This window comes from Pseudoalteromonas lipolytica (assembly GCF_001306915.1).
In the GTDB taxonomy this organism is placed as follows: Bacteria; Pseudomonadota; Gammaproteobacteria; order Enterobacterales; family Alteromonadaceae; genus Pseudoalteromonas; species Pseudoalteromonas simplex.
This window is the reverse complement of the sequence record NZ_LJTC01000012.1, coordinates 17,075-31,690: the sequence shown is the minus strand read 5'-3', so window position 1 is coordinate 31,690 and position 14,616 is coordinate 17,075. Positions and strand designations below refer to the sequence as shown.

At 42.7% G+C, this 14,616-nt stretch carries 11 protein-coding genes; 3 read left to right on the top strand and 8 right to left on the bottom strand.

From position 1 onward, the window contains the following. Positions 1-63 precede the first annotated feature (63 nt). Positions 64-456 (top strand): c-type cytochrome, encoded by a 393-nt coding sequence (locus tag AOG27_RS16540; RefSeq protein ID WP_054554118.1) that lies wholly within the window; start codon positions 64-66, stop codon positions 454-456. Positions 457-639: 183 nt separating this feature from the next. Then, on the top strand, positions 640-3,219 hold the full coding sequence (locus AOG27_RS16535) for a diguanylate cyclase domain-containing protein (protein WP_054554117.1): 2,580 nt from the start codon (positions 640-642) through the stop codon (positions 3,217-3,219). Here the strand turns inward: AOG27_RS16535 and rep are convergent. After that, positions 3,209-5,221 carry a DNA helicase Rep gene (rep, locus tag AOG27_RS16530; RefSeq protein WP_054554116.1) on the bottom strand — a complete coding sequence of 671 codons (2,013 nt, stop codon included), beginning with the start codon at positions 5,219-5,221 and terminating at the stop codon, positions 3,209-3,211. The two genes, AOG27_RS16535 and rep, sit on opposite strands and share 11 nt — an antisense overlap. A 111-nt stretch (positions 5,222-5,332) precedes the next feature. Between rep and ubiK the strand changes: the two genes are divergently transcribed. Further along, complete coding sequence (ubiK, locus tag AOG27_RS16525; protein WP_054554115.1) at positions 5,333-5,596, top strand: ubiquinone biosynthesis accessory factor UbiK; 264 nt, start codon at positions 5,333-5,335, stop codon at positions 5,594-5,596. 50 nt (positions 5,597-5,646) lie between these two features. Here the strand turns inward: ubiK and can are convergent, their stop codons facing one another. From can to ilvG, 7 genes are all read right to left on the bottom strand, one after another. Continuing rightward, complete coding sequence (gene can / locus AOG27_RS16520; protein WP_054554114.1) at positions 5,647-6,309, bottom strand: carbonate dehydratase; 663 nt, start codon at positions 6,307-6,309, stop codon at positions 5,647-5,649. Between the two features lie 18 nt (positions 6,310-6,327). Then, positions 6,328-7,506 carry a methyltransferase gene (locus AOG27_RS16515; protein ID WP_054554113.1) on the bottom strand — a complete coding sequence of 393 codons (1,179 nt, stop codon included), beginning with the start codon at positions 7,504-7,506 and terminating at the stop codon, positions 6,328-6,330. Positions 7,507-7,556: 50 nt separating this feature from the next. Continuing rightward, entirely contained in the window at positions 7,557-8,552 is a 996-nt protein-coding gene (locus AOG27_RS16510) for an ABC transporter substrate-binding protein (RefSeq protein ID WP_235523716.1), read from the bottom strand. A gap of 138 nt (positions 8,553-8,690) precedes the next feature. Further along, positions 8,691-10,244, bottom strand: coding sequence for a threonine ammonia-lyase, biosynthetic (gene ilvA / locus AOG27_RS16505; RefSeq protein WP_054554112.1), 1,554 nt, complete (start codon positions 10,242-10,244; stop codon positions 8,691-8,693). 2 nt (positions 10,245-10,246) lie between these two features. Continuing rightward, complete coding sequence (gene ilvD, locus AOG27_RS16500) at positions 10,247-12,103, bottom strand: dihydroxy-acid dehydratase (protein WP_054554111.1); 1,857 nt, start codon at positions 12,101-12,103, stop codon at positions 10,247-10,249. 104 nt (positions 12,104-12,207) lie between these two features. Next, the gene (gene ilvM, locus AOG27_RS16495) at positions 12,208-12,453 is read right to left on the bottom strand and encodes an acetolactate synthase 2 small subunit (protein WP_054554110.1); all 246 of its coding nucleotides are present in this window, start codon (positions 12,451-12,453) and stop codon (positions 12,208-12,210) included. Beyond that, a complete protein-coding gene (gene ilvG, locus AOG27_RS16490) occupies positions 12,450-14,099 on the bottom strand; it encodes an acetolactate synthase 2 catalytic subunit (RefSeq protein ID WP_054554109.1) in 1,650 nt (549 codons plus the stop codon). Before ilvG ends, ilvM begins: the two co-directional genes overlap by 4 nt. Positions 14,100-14,616 lie beyond the last annotated feature (517 nt).

Below are 14,616 nucleotides of genomic sequence, written 5' to 3'. Positions count from 1 at the left end.
CGTTCTAATTTCCGTCATATATATCGTGATTGATCACGTTCAAATCGAAGTGAGCAAGGCAAAATGAAAAAACTATCAGCTGCATTATTACTGCTAGCAACAACGGCATATGCACAAGCGTATGACAACTCTTTGACTGAAGATGCTATCAAAAAGCGTCTAGCGCCAATTGGTTCTGTCTATCTAGAAGGTGATAAAGCTGCAGTCGCTGCTGAACCTACAGGCCCTCGTTCTGGTGAACAAGTTTACCAAGCAGCATGCTTTGCTTGTCACGGCACTGGTGCACTAGGCGCACCTAAATCAGCTGATGATTGGGCTCCTCGTATTGCTAAAGGCATGGACACTTTACTTGACCATGCAATCAATGGTTTCAACGCGATGCCTCCTAAAGGTACGTGTATGGACTGTTCTGATGAAGAGATCAGCGCTGCTATCGATTTCATGACTAGCAAGTAACAGTTTCAAATCTAATACTAAGGGCTTATTTTTATAAGCCCTTTTTTTATGCCTTTATCAGGGCGCGAGGCTAGCTCTGTAGCCAAATATGACCATAATAAATTACTACTTTGTTAACAGCTGTTACTTGACGATCTAATAAAAAAGTGGAACTATTAAGGACGATATTTAAACAATAATAAAATGAGTTCTAAATCATTGGAAGATTCAGCAACACACTTTGATAAGCTTGCACGTAAAAATGTTCGCTTAAAATCGCTTTTACAAAAGTATAAGCAATCACATCACTTGCAACATGCTCTTTTACAATTATCAGAGCAAGCGAGTACTGTTGCCGAATTAACCTTGCTTTACCCTGCTATCCACAACATCCTGCAAGACTATATTCCAAGTAAAAACTTCTTCGTGGTTTTGCATAACCCTGTTTACGATAACCTTGAGTTATCTTATTTTGCCGACGAAAAAGATGGCCTCTCTGTGCCATTGAAGTATGAGCAGTACTTTAAAGAAGGCCTGACAGGTTACGTATTTAAGCAAGGTAAAACCAGCTACTTCACCAAACAACAAACAGAGCTAGCGGTTGAACAAGGCTTACTCAAATGCTTTGGCACACCTGCCGAGCATTGGGTTGGAGTTCCTGTATACCGCGATAAGTCAATAATTGGAGTGATGGTCGCGCAAAGCTATGAAAAAGACCTGAGTTATTCTGAGCAACAAATTGAGTTGCTAGAAGTAATGTCACTTTATTTGGCAACGGCCATCGAACGAGTTAAGAAACGTGAACTGCTCGAATCAGAAGTTAAAATTCGCACTCGTGCACTGACACAAAGTAATCAAGCTCTCAATGAAGAAATACAGCAACGTAAAAAAGCGTTAGAGCGTCAACAGATCCTTTTTAAAATATCAGAGCTGGCAACCTTAAGTGAAAATCTTGACGACGTTTATAAACATGTTCACGAAATTATTAAAACCATTACCTATGCAGACAACCTATATATTGCCCTTTATGATGAGCAAACTCACTGGTTAAGTTTTCCGTACTGTGTCGATGAATACAATGACACAGGCAGGCCGAGACCTTTTGCAAAAGGTTTTAGTGAACTTGTTTTAAGCTCCGAAGAATGCCAAGTCATCGATATTGATAAAGCAAATAATCTAATTAAGTTAGGCGTTGTTGAAAGGCCCGTAGACGTCCCGGCTGAACGAACAGCAACTAGCTGGTTAGGTGCACCACTTAAAACATCGCAAGGTGTCATTGGTCTAATAGTTTGCCAAGCGTATAATAATAAACACGAATTCACGCAAGATGACTGTGAGTTAATTACCTTTGTATCGCATCAAATAGCCAACGTCATTCAAACCCATTTAGCAAATCAAGAGTTAAAGCTAAATCATCAAAAGCTGGAAAACAGAGTTGCAGAGAAAACGAAAGAGTTACGCCAAGCAAACCTGCACTTACAGATGCAAATTGAAGAGCGTAAAAAAATAGAACAGCAGCTGTACCACGATGCACACCATGACTCATTAACCAGTTTACCTAATCGCAGTTTATTCCTAACACAGTTAGAAAAAACATTGCAGCATTATCAGCGCTATCCAGAGCAGCAGTTTGCAGTGTTATTTATTGACCTTGATAAATTTAAAGACATCAACGATCACCTTGGTCACCAAGCAGGCGATCAATTTTTAATTGGTGTTGCTGAATCTTTCTCGCATTGTATCCGTGAGCATGATTTACTTGCACGTTTAGGTGGTGATGAGTTTGTGGTATTGCTCACTCACTTAACTGAGCAACAGCAAGCTCAAGATGTTGCCAAACGTATCATCGAAATAATGAGAAAACCTTTCTGTATGAAGGGTCAATGCATTCAAAGTGGTGCCAGTATTGGTATTACTTACTCAAAACCAAGCTACAAGCACACCGATGAAATTATACGTGATGCCGACGCCGCCATGTATTACGCTAAAAATGCAGGCCGTAATCGCTTTGAATGTTTCCATCCGCTGCTTAATGCCAGTAATGTGCAACATGATGCTGACAATATGCATCACTTAGATGACTTGCCTATGCACTTTAGAAGTGCCGAAATCATTACCTTGGATGAGCAAACTCGCGCAGAGTCTTTACTCGAAGCATTTGGTGAACACCCAGTACTTGGCAGCACCAGCTTTGAAGTACTTAAGAAGTTTGCGACCGATAGAGTACAGCACTTTGAGGTTGAACTTAACTTACTAAAACAAGCATTCAGCTTAGTAAGTGACAGTAAGAAAGAAAAAGTATTGTTCCCTTGCTCTGGCTTAGTCCTTGAACGTATTAATTTTCAAGCACTATGTAAGCTATTAAAAGCCCACGATGCGAATAGAATGTGTCTGTTATTCAACGAACAAGAAATTCGTTACGCATCAGCGGTACAAATTGAAAATTTAAAAAACTTGGTCGCACAAGGATTTTCGATTGGGTTGAATGAATTTGCTAAAGATCGCTGTGAGTTAAACTTACTGACTGAGTTTCAATTCGATTACTTGTTATTAAGTTCAACATTTAGCAAGCGCGTATTACAGCAAGAAAACTATCACTTACAACTGCAAGGTGTACTGGCGATTACTAAGCTGCAAAATATCAAAGTAATCGCGAAAGGACCGTCGATTTTTAACTACCGCACGTTACTCGATAAGCACGGGTTGTCGTTGTTTATTGGTAAACAGCATGCGCTGGCGCCCTTCGAATACGAAACACCAAGCGCACAAATAATTACTTCTTAAGCATCGCTCTTAGATTAGCTACACGGGCTTGGCCTTTTTCCATACGCTCAGCCTGTGAAGACGGTGGCTTTTTCGCTTCAAAGGCTAAGTCATCTTGTGGTAACTCCTGCACAAAGCGACTGAGCTCAGTATCTGACGTTTCACCAAATTGACGACGTAACTTAGCATAAGTCATTACCAACTCTTGTTGAGCACGGGTTATACCTACATAAGCAAGACGACGCTCTTCTTCAACGTTATCTTCATCGATACTTACTTGGTGTGGTAGTAACCCCTCTTCCATGCCAACCATGAACACATACGGATACTCCAAACCTTTTGAAGCATGCAGTGTCAGTAATTGTACCGCATCAGATTCGTCTTCCTCTTCGTTGCGTTCAAGCATGTCACGTAAAGTCAGTTTACTAACCACCTCAGCAAGGTTCAGCGGCGGGTTGTCTGCGTCCCCTGTTAGCATGTCGGTGATCCAACGATAAAGCTCTGAAACGTTCTTCATGCGCATTTCAGCAGCTTTTGCACTTGGTGATGACTCATAAAGGTATGCTTCGTAGTTAATTTGTCTAACTAACTCTTTCACAGCCTCAAGGGTATCGCCGCGTACCGCATTATCAGAAAGCTCAACCACCCAGCGAGCAAAGCCAGCTAAGGCATTAAAACCACGGCCTTTTAATCGGTGAGCAAGTTCAGGTTCAAAACAGGCTGCAAATAAGCTGATATGCTTTTCATTAGCAAGGGTGCCAAGTTTTTCGAGTGTGACCGTACCAATCTCACGGCGTGGCGTATTTACAATACGTAAAAAGGCATTGTCATCATCTTGGTTCACCAATAAGCGTAAATACGCCATGATATCTTTAATTTCTGAACGCGAGAAAAACGACATGCCGCCACTGATCTTATAGGGAATGCGGTTGCTCATAAGTGCTTTTTCAAACACGCGCGCTTGATGGTTACCACGGTATAAAATCGCGTAATCTTTGTAGCTGGTGCGTTTCATGAATTTATGAGAAATGATCTCTGCCACCACTCGCTCTGATTCATGCTCTTCATCACGACAACCAATCACTTTGATTGGCTCACCATAACCAAGTTCACTGAATAGCTTTTTATCAAACTCATGAGGGTTATTGGCGATCAAAATATTCGCCGCTTTTAGAATTCGCCCTGCGCTTCGGTAGTTTTGTTCAAGCTTAATTAAACGTAAGCCCGGAAAATCTTTACTCAATAGTACAAGGTTTTGAGGCTTAGCACCGCGCCATGAGTAAATTGATTGGTCATCATCGCCTACCACTGTAAAACGAGCTCGTTCACCCACCAATAACTTAACCAACTGATACTGACTGGTGTTGGTATCTTGATACTCATCCACCAGTAGGTAACGAAAACGCTGCTGCCAACGCTCACGCGCAGTAGCATTTTGGCCTAACAATAAAGTAGGGATCATGATCAGATCATCAAAATCAAGGGCATTATAAGCACGTAGTTGATTTTGATAACGCGCATACAGCTGAGCAAATAAGGCTTTTTGTGGCTCACGGGCTTCGCGAACAGCACGCTCTGGCAGAATCAATTCGTTCTTCCAGTTACCTATTTGCATTTTTAGTAGGTTGAGTAAGTCTTTGTCTTTTTTTAGTTCTTCTTCGGTCAGCTCGGCTAGTAACTGGTTGGTATCTTGATCATCAAACAACGAAAAACCGGGTTTAAACCCTAGCGTCGTTAACTCTTTTTTGATGATCTCAAGCCCAAGGGTATGAAACGTTGAAACCCATAAGCCTTTCGACTCTTGTTTACCCAGTGTTTGCGTTACACGCTCGCGCATTTCTTTTGCCGCTTTATTGGTAAAAGTTACCGCCGCAATATTGCGCGCTTGATACTCACACTTTTGCACCAAGTAAGCGATTTTATTAGTAATAACACGCGTTTTACCAGAGCCCGCACCGGCTAATACCAGACACGGTCCACTGATATACTTTACCGCTTCATCTTGTTTTGGGTTGAGTTTCATAAGCCCCTAAAGAAATTATCCAAAGACAGGACGGGCAATTTTACCGTAATCACTACACTACGCCTAGCCAATAAGGTAAGATTGTTTTTTTACGTGACTCAAGGGACGAAGATGATCAACCCAGCAAAACTTGAAGAAATCGCTAAGCAAATTACTGACAACATGCCGCAAGGCGTGAAAAACCTTGCCGAAACAGTTGAAGGCAAAACAAAGCAAGCTATTCAAAACAAACTTGCTGAGATGGACTTTGTAAGCCGTGATGAGTTTGATATTCAAAGCCAAGTACTTATTCGTACTCGTGAAAAACTCACTGAGCTTGAAGAGAAAGTTGCATTACTCGAGCAGCAACTTGCTAGCAAACAAGACAAACAATAAAAAAGGAGAGCGAATTAGCTCTCCTTTTTTCTACCTAACTAGTTTAGGTTTTAGCTTTTTTCTGCCACGCGTTCGAATACACGCTTAACGGCGATACCGTAGGTATCACTAGCTTCTTCAGCACAGGTCACAACCGACTCAAGATCATTAAGGTGACCATTCGCTAAGCCATACACCCAACCATGAATTGTTAAATCTTGGCCTTTCGCCCAAGCATCTTGCACAATGTTAGTACGGCACACGTTACGTACTTGTTCGATAACGTTTAGTTCAATTAAGCTATTTAAACGCTCTTGCTCAGGTAATGCATTGAGTTGTTCGATGTGTTTTTCTTTTACATCACCTACATGGCGTAGCCAGTTATCAATTAAGCCAAAACGCGCTTCGTTTAATACTGCTTGAACACCACCACAGCCATAGTGACCAACGACCATGATGTGCTTCACTTTCAGCACTTCAACAGCGTATTGCATTACCGAAAGACAGTTATGGTCAGTATGCACAACGACATTTGCTACGTTACGGTGAACAAATAGCTCACCCGGTAATAAGTCTACAATTTCGTTTGCAGGTACACGCGAGTCAGAACAACCGATCCACAAATACTCTGGATTTTGCTGCATTGATAGAATTTTAAAAAACTCAGGATCATTTTCACTCGTACGCGCTGCCCAACGTCTATTATTTTCGAATAAATTTTTTAACTTTCTCATTGCGCCTCTTTACGGTTTTTAATAATTAGCTTGGATCAAGATATTCCTTGGTGTCAGCTGCTTTTCGCAAAACGTACTAACTGTTACTTGATACCCTTGTTGTTGCAAATATAAAGCACGATCGAGCACGAGCCAAACTTCAATTGCCCTTCTGAACACATGTCGGACGAGTTCAACTCGCTCGGTGACCCTTTTGCGCTTTTTACCTATCTCTAAAAACTTATTGTAATCAATACCTTCAGGTAAATGTAATGATTTTTTCTCAGCAGCCCATAAACAAAATGAGTTAAACGAATCAGAGAAGATCGCTTTGTTCACTGACGGTACACTCACATAGTGCATTTCACCGGTCAGTGATTTACGTAACGCATCAAATCCAAGACGCCATTCAACCTCTGTTTTTCTGACCTTATCAACTCGGCTCGGTGCGGTTACCGTTTCTTGCAGCGCCAGTTTTAAATCGCGATGAGTAAGCGCAAGTTGGCTTTTTTTTACGGGCTCGCTCATTGCTTGATAAGCGTTATCAGTGAATAAATGATAACAGCACGGTGAAAAACTAATTTGCTGGGTTTTCGCTTTACTTGCTTGCTGCATAAATGTTTGATGCAAACGACCACAGGCATGCAATGCAACTGCATGCTGCTGGCTTTCAAAAAAGCCATCTGTGTCATCGGTTAATACATCAGCCTGTGAAAACTGCATCGCCAATTGCTGTTGCTTAGCACTGTGTTGACCTTGATCGCACAAGTGTTGTTGTAGCTCAATGCTATGGACACGTGGTGCCCCATTAAATGCCAACATACGACCTAAATGCCCTTTACCTGCACACCATTCTAAAACAGGCTGGTTTAATGACTGCTGACTAATGGCCGCGACAAAGTCTTGTAGTTGTTCAAACTTACGGCCCTTAATGCCATTACTTATCCAAAATGGAAATTCATTACGGGCAGCACTTATAGCAGGCAAATTACACAACTCAGCCAACTGGTCGATACCCTCTATTGCCTCAGTAAAATAACGATATAAAGCTTGCTGATCGGCATCAAGTTCACTCACTTGTTGGTCATCAAGCGCCCATAATAAGTTGGCTAATTCAGGCCAAGGAAGATCATCAAAATCAAATGCGGTACATTGCCAGTATTGGCGGGTTGAAAATAGCAGTGCATCTAAAGCTGCAAAGTGCTCGGCAAGTGTCATAACTACTTAGCGACAAGAAATAAAGAGCAGTATAACAGCTTTTATCTTATTTAACGTCGGTTACTGCTGATCAAGCGACTGTACAATGGCACACACGCAATACTTAAAATGATGGCGAGGATCAACATCCACGACAGCTCAATAGCTTCAGCTTGCTGCTGATCATACATAAAGCCATCAAAAGCCTGATCAAAATCAGCTTGCTCGATGCCATATAGCTCTGCAATTAAACGCCATTTTGCCATCGACATATTGCCTAACTTAATCCCTGGAGGTTGAATATAGCTTGCCAAAACATGTGCTTCATAAGCCAGCTCCTGTACGCTTTTATGTTTAGCATAGTGCTGCTTGGTCACATCGATGCTTTCTTCTAAGTGCAATAAAGCATATCGCCACCCTTTTAGGCTCGCGCGGTAAAAACGCTCTACAACCTCAGGCTTCTTCGCTAAAAACTGCTCAGAGGTATATAAAATATCACCATACACATTCAAGCCGAACTTTTGCGGGCAAATGATTCGATAGCCAACCCCTCTAAGAGTCATGCTGTAAGGCTCATTGGTCACATAAACTTGCACCGCATCTAAATCACCGGCAAGCCACTCTTTAACGCCGCCTTCATGGCTAGCTGCCATCAAGCTTTCTTGGCTCAATCCAGCACGCTGTAACATGACCAAGAGTTCTGCATTTTCTAGTGAGCTAACTTTGCTGAGTTTCTTTCCAACAAAGTCTCTGGGCTGAAAAATATCGGAGTTATTCTTTACCATCCAGCAGTAAGGCGAAAACTGCAGAATGGCTCCAAGGGCAACAACCGATGCGCCTTGCTGGCGTTTTTGTAATATGCCTGAGTGAGTAATGGCAAAGTCGGCTTGGCCGTTTAACACTTTAGGAAAGGTATCAGGGTCATTTGGGTCGGCAGGTATAATAGCAACATTAAGGCCCGCTTCCTTGTAAAAGCCTTTTTCTGCAGCCATATAATAACCTGCAAATTGAAACTGGTGAGTCCATTTTAATTGTAAGCTAACGTTATCAACGCTCTGTGCGCTCATAGAGAGCATTAGACAGATTAACCCTAGTAGACTTTTCATTCCTTGCACGCATCATCCTTGATTGAGAACCGTGCAATAACTATAGGAAAAATAGACAAAAAAACAAGGCTACTAATTAGCAGCCTTGATTATATTAAGCTACTGATTTGCCGCTTTAACCTCACTTAATTCTTGACCTTGGCTAGTTAAGAACTGGGTGAAACATGGATTGTTCGTTTCATCTTGAACGTTGTATCCCAAACGGTTCAAATGCTCATTGAATACCTCATAATCACTCGGTTCAATAGCAAAGGCCGCCAGCACATTACCAATCGCTCCACCATGATTACGATAATGGAATAAAGTGATATTCCAATTACTACCAAGGGTATCTAAGAATCGCGCCAGTGCGCCTGGGTATTCAGGAAACTCAAAGCGTAGTAAACGCTCATGAAGTTGAGCAGGCGCTTTACCACCCACCATATAACGAATATGCAATTTAGCCAGCTCGTTATCTGATAGATCGCAAAACGTGTAGTCATTTTCTGTCAGTGCCGCTTTTAACTCTTCAAGCTCTTGCAGCCCTTGCCTTAATGCAATACCAACAAAAATTTGTGCTTCGCCGGGGCCTGCGTAACGGTAATTAAACTCGGTGATAGCTCTGCCACCTAGTGAGTTACAAAACTGCTTAAAGCTACCCTTTTCTTCTTTTATGGTCACAGCAAGGAGTGCTTCGTTCTTTTCACCAAGAGCAGTCCGCTCTGCAACATAACGTAAGCGGTCAAAGTTTAGGTTTGCACCCGATAAAATTGCAGCAACGTTTAAGCCTTTAACACCATTTTGTTGGCACCATTTTTTCAGCCCTGCTGTTGATAGCGCCCCTGAAGGTTCTGCTATCGCACGAGTCGAAACAAAGATATCTTGCATTGCGGCGCAGATTTCATCGCCCGTTACAGTGACCACTTCATCACAAAACTTTTGCGCTAAACGAAATGTTTCTGTGCCGATGACTTTTACGGCTACACCATCTGCAAAGCTGCCAACACGGTCAAGCTCAACGGGCTTGCCCGCTTCAAGCGCTGCTTTTAGGCAAGCACTCTCGTCAGCTTCAACACCAATGACTTTGATATCAGGACGTAACGACTTAATGTACACCGCCATGCCTGCAAGTAAACCACCACCGCCAACAGGAATAAAAACAGCATCGAGGTCGTTCAATTGCTGCATTAATTCACGGGCAACGGTACCTTGGCCAACAATCACATCAGGATCATCAAACGGTGGCACAAACACCCCGTTACGCTGCTCTGTCAGTTCTAAAGCATGGGCTTTTGCCGCATCAAAATGATGGCCGTGTAATACCACTTCACCACCGAGTGAACGTACTGCATTCACTTTAATTTCTGGTGTTGTAACTGGCATCACAATCGTTGCGTTATGCCCTAAAAATGAGGCACTGAGTGCAACCCCTTGCGCATGGTTACCCGCTGAGGCTGTGATCACATCAGACCCTTTTGGCAACTTGCTCAGTTTATGAAAAGCACCACGAAGCTTAAATGAATAAACCGGTTGTTGGTCTTCACGCTTTAACCACACATGGTTGCCTAACCGTGCACTAAGATCAGCCATTTCGCTGACCTCAGTGACTTTTGCAAGCGGCTCCATGTTCGCTTGGATGATAGCGCGAAAATAATCGAGCTCTTGAGAAACCATAATTAACTAAGCTCCTCAAGTTTTGCTAAATCGCGCACAGCTCCTTTATCTGCACTGGTTGCAAGTAATGCATAGGCTTTAAGTGCAGATGAAACATAGCGGTCACGATCAAGTGGTTTATAAGCGTCTTTACCACGTGCAAGTTGCTTTTGTTTACGTGCTTCAAGCTCTTCATCTGACAGCGCTAAAGTGATTTCGCGGGTTGCAATATCAATTACTATTTTATCGCCATTTTCAACATAGGCGATTGCACCACCACTTGCTGCTTCTGGTGAAACGTGACCAATTGATAAACCCGATGTACCACCCGAGAAACGACCATCGGTGATAAGCGCACATTTTTCACCTAAGCCCATTGATTTTAAGTAACTAGTTGGATACAGCATTTCTTGCATGCCTGGGCCGCCTTTTGGCCCTTCGTAACGAATTACAACAACATCGCCTGCTTTTACTTCACCATTAAGAATGCCTTCAACCGAATCATCTTGTGATTCGTATACAACAGCTGGGCCTTCAAAGTGCAGCATTTCTTCAACTACGCCAGCACTTTTAACAATACAGCCATCAAGGGCTAAGTTACCTGAAAGTACAGCTAGGCCACCATCTTGACGAAAGGCATTTTCAACACTGCGGATACAGCCGTTTTCACGGTCATTATCAAGTTCTGGCCAGCGACATTCTTGGCTCATTGCTTTTGTAGTGCGGATACCGGCTGGGCCTGCTTTATAGAATTTTTGCGCTACTTCATTATTAGGATCGGTGGCATCCCATTTAGCCACCATTTCAGCCATACTGTGGCCTGCAACGTGATCAACAGATAAATCAACAAGGCCTGCTTTACCTAACTCACGGATAATTGCCATCATGCCACCAGCGCGGTGCACATCTTCAATGTGATATTTATTGGTTGCGGGTGCCACTTTACAAAGGAAAGGAGTTTTACGGGAAAGCTCATCGATGTGCGACATGTCAAAATCGACACCCGCTTCTTGCGCGGCAGCTAATAAGTGTAAAACCGTATTTGATGAACCACCCATAGCAATATCAACTACCATTGCATTCATAAAGGCAGTGCGATTAGCAATCGCACGTGGTAATACTGCTGCATTATCTTTTTGATAATACTCACGGCATAAATCAACAATGCGCGCACCTGCTTCAACGTAAAGTTGTTTACGGTCTTTATGCGTAGCAAGTGTGGTACCGTTACCCGGCAGCGCTAAACCAATCGCTTCTAATAAGCAGTTCATTGAGTTGGCAGTAAACATACCCGAACACGAACCACAAGTAGGACACGCAGAGCGCTCGACTTTTTCAGAGTCTTCATCGCTTACTGTGGTATCAGCGCCTTTCACCATGGCATCCACTAAATCAAGTTTAATGTCGATATCAGCAAGGCGTGTTTTACCCGCTTCCATTGGACCACCTGATACGAAAATAACCGGAATATTTAAACGCAGTGCAGCTAGCATCATCCCTGGGGTGATTTTGTCGCAGTTAGAAATACAGATCATGGCATCAGCACAGTGTGCATTAACCATGTATTCCACTGAGTCAGCAATTAAGTCACGCGATGGTAGTGAATACAGCATGCCGCCGTGACCCATTGCGATACCATCGTCGATCGCAATAGTATTAAATTCTTTTGGTACACCACCGGCTTCGGTGATGGTTTCAGCCATCAGCTCACTAAGTTGGTTAAGGTGAACATGACCCGGTACAAACTGAGTATATGAGTTAACAACAGCGATAATTGGCTTACCGAAGTCTTTATCTGTCATCCCTGTTGCACGCCACAAAGCACGCGCCCCTGCACGTTTGCGACCTTCTGTTGTTGTTGCACTTCTTAATTTAGCCATAATTACCTCAGTTGTTGCAGTGGCATGCCACTGACTTCCTCATTCCTAATTTATTTCTCACTAAAGCATCACTCTGACTGCTCTAGTTACCTGTTGATTTTTTACTAGATTGCTTGTTGTTGAAATTGGTTTTCAACATTAACGTGTTTAACATCAACCAATTTATTCAATTGTGATGTTAGTAGATAAATTGGCTTATCGCTGTCTACCGTCATGGTGACGTGAAACGCTTCATCAGCCATTTCTAAATTCATGGTTGTTAGGTCAAAGCCGCGATGACGTGCAACGCGTAAAAAGCGCTCTACAGCGACACTTTGATTCTTTAGTGCAATCGTTAGGGTGTGTTTCATTTTACTGTCTCCGTCATCATTTCATCATTAGCTGCACCCGGTGGTACAAGCGGCCATACATTTTCTTTATCATCAATACAGGCATGCAGAATGTATGGACCTTCACTATTAACTAACGCATCAACCGCAGCATCGACTTCATCTGCTTTAGTGATGGTTTGACCTGGAATGCCAAACACCGCTGCTAACTGCACGAAATCAGGATTATCTGAAAGGTTTGTTTCAGAATAACGACCTTCAAAAAATAGCTGCTGCCATTGACGTACCATGCCTAAGCGCTGGTTATCTAAGATTAGAATTTTAACTGGCAGATTGTTACGGCGAATTGTAGCCAGTTCTTGAATGTTCATCATGATTGAGCCATCACCCGACACCGTGATCACAAAATCATTTGGACGAGCAACTTGAGCGCCGATAGCGGCCGGTAAACCAAAGCCCATGGTACCTGCACCACCACTACTTAAATGATTGCTTGGGTGGCTAAACTTCATGTGCTGCGCCACCCACATTTGGTGCTGACCCACATCACAGCACACAACACCCGTTGCTGGCATTTTTTGGCTTAGTTGGTTTAATAAATATGGGGCAAATACTTTCTCGCCTGGATAGTCATAACGCCATGCATGCTCTTTCATCATGCTTTCGATATGCGTTAACCATTCATCAGGTGTTACAAAACAATCAAGTTGCGGTAATGACGTTTTTAAATCTGCGACTAATGACGCTTTTGCAGGCTTACGCTTACCAACCTCTGCTGCGTCGATATCAAGGTGTATCACTTTTGCTTTTGCGGCAAACTTGCTTAAATTGCCAGTAACACGGTCGTCAAAACGGGCACCGATACAAACCAAAACATCACACTCTTGCACTGCTAAGTTAGCTGCTTTACCGCCATGCATACCTAGCATACCCAAATCATATTCATAATCAGGTAATACACTGCCTAACGCTTTCAACGTTGATACCGCAGGCATATGTGTTTTTTCTAAAAACTGCATAAGCTCGTTTTGTGCATCAGCAGCTTGTACACCACCACCGATATACGCCACAGGGCGCTGCGCTTCACTTAAGATTTGATTAGCTATTGCAACTTGGTTAGGGTCTAATTTTGGTAAATGATCTTCGGCAGCTAACCAAGGGTGGAATGGCACTTGTGCCATTTGGATGTCTTTCGGGATATCAACTAACACAGGACCTGGGCGGCCGCTTTGCGCTAAGTGGATGGCTTCTTGTAGGATTTCGGCTAAATCTTCTGCTCTTTCAACCATGTAACTATGTTTAGTACATGATAACGACATACCTAACACGTCCACTTCCTGAAAGGCGTCGGAGCCTATTGCGGCGGTAGGTACTTGCCCTGTGATGGCAAGTAACGGCACTGAATCCATCATTGCATCAGCAAGAGCGGTTATTAAGTTGGTTGCACCAGGGCCTGATGTTGCAAAACACACACCTAACTTACCTGTGCTGCGGGCAAACCCCACTGCTGCAAAACCCGCTCCTTGTTCATGACGCGTCAAATAATGTTTGACTGGCGCACCGTACAAGGCGTCGTAAATAGGCATGATGGCACCGCCTGGGTAACCAAAAACATCCTTAACGCCATGTTTGGCTAATAAATCGATTGTTAACTCTGCGCCTGTCATCGTAAATCCTCATTCCTCAGTGACATTGTGTATTTGCTGCGACTCAAACCTTAAAACAAAAAAGCCCCCCGGACTGTTAAGTGCGGGGGGCTTTTTAAATGCTTCACTTTTCTCTAAGCACTAACTAGCCCCCGCGGTAATAATAATCACCACGACGTTAATTAGAATTAGAGAAAGTTTGTTTGTAAGCATTTATCTGTAACCAAATTCTGTTCATTTGTAGCGGAAATCTAGCCATCCCGCTGTCTTTTTCTATTAGTACCGCGCTGGGGGCGTTAAGTCAACATAAAATTCAATTCAAAAAACAAGCAAAAAAACGACTTTATAGAAATAAATATCTAAACTTCACCATTAATAAGATTTATTTTTCGCCATTTGCTAAATATTGAAATTTCATACCTCTTTATCTGCCATTCTATGATTGATTAATTTTTGGCAATTAAATGTAATTTTTTCTGCTTAAAGCCGATTTAATTTAACGCCTCTTTAAAAAATTAGTTTAGTATTGAAAATAACC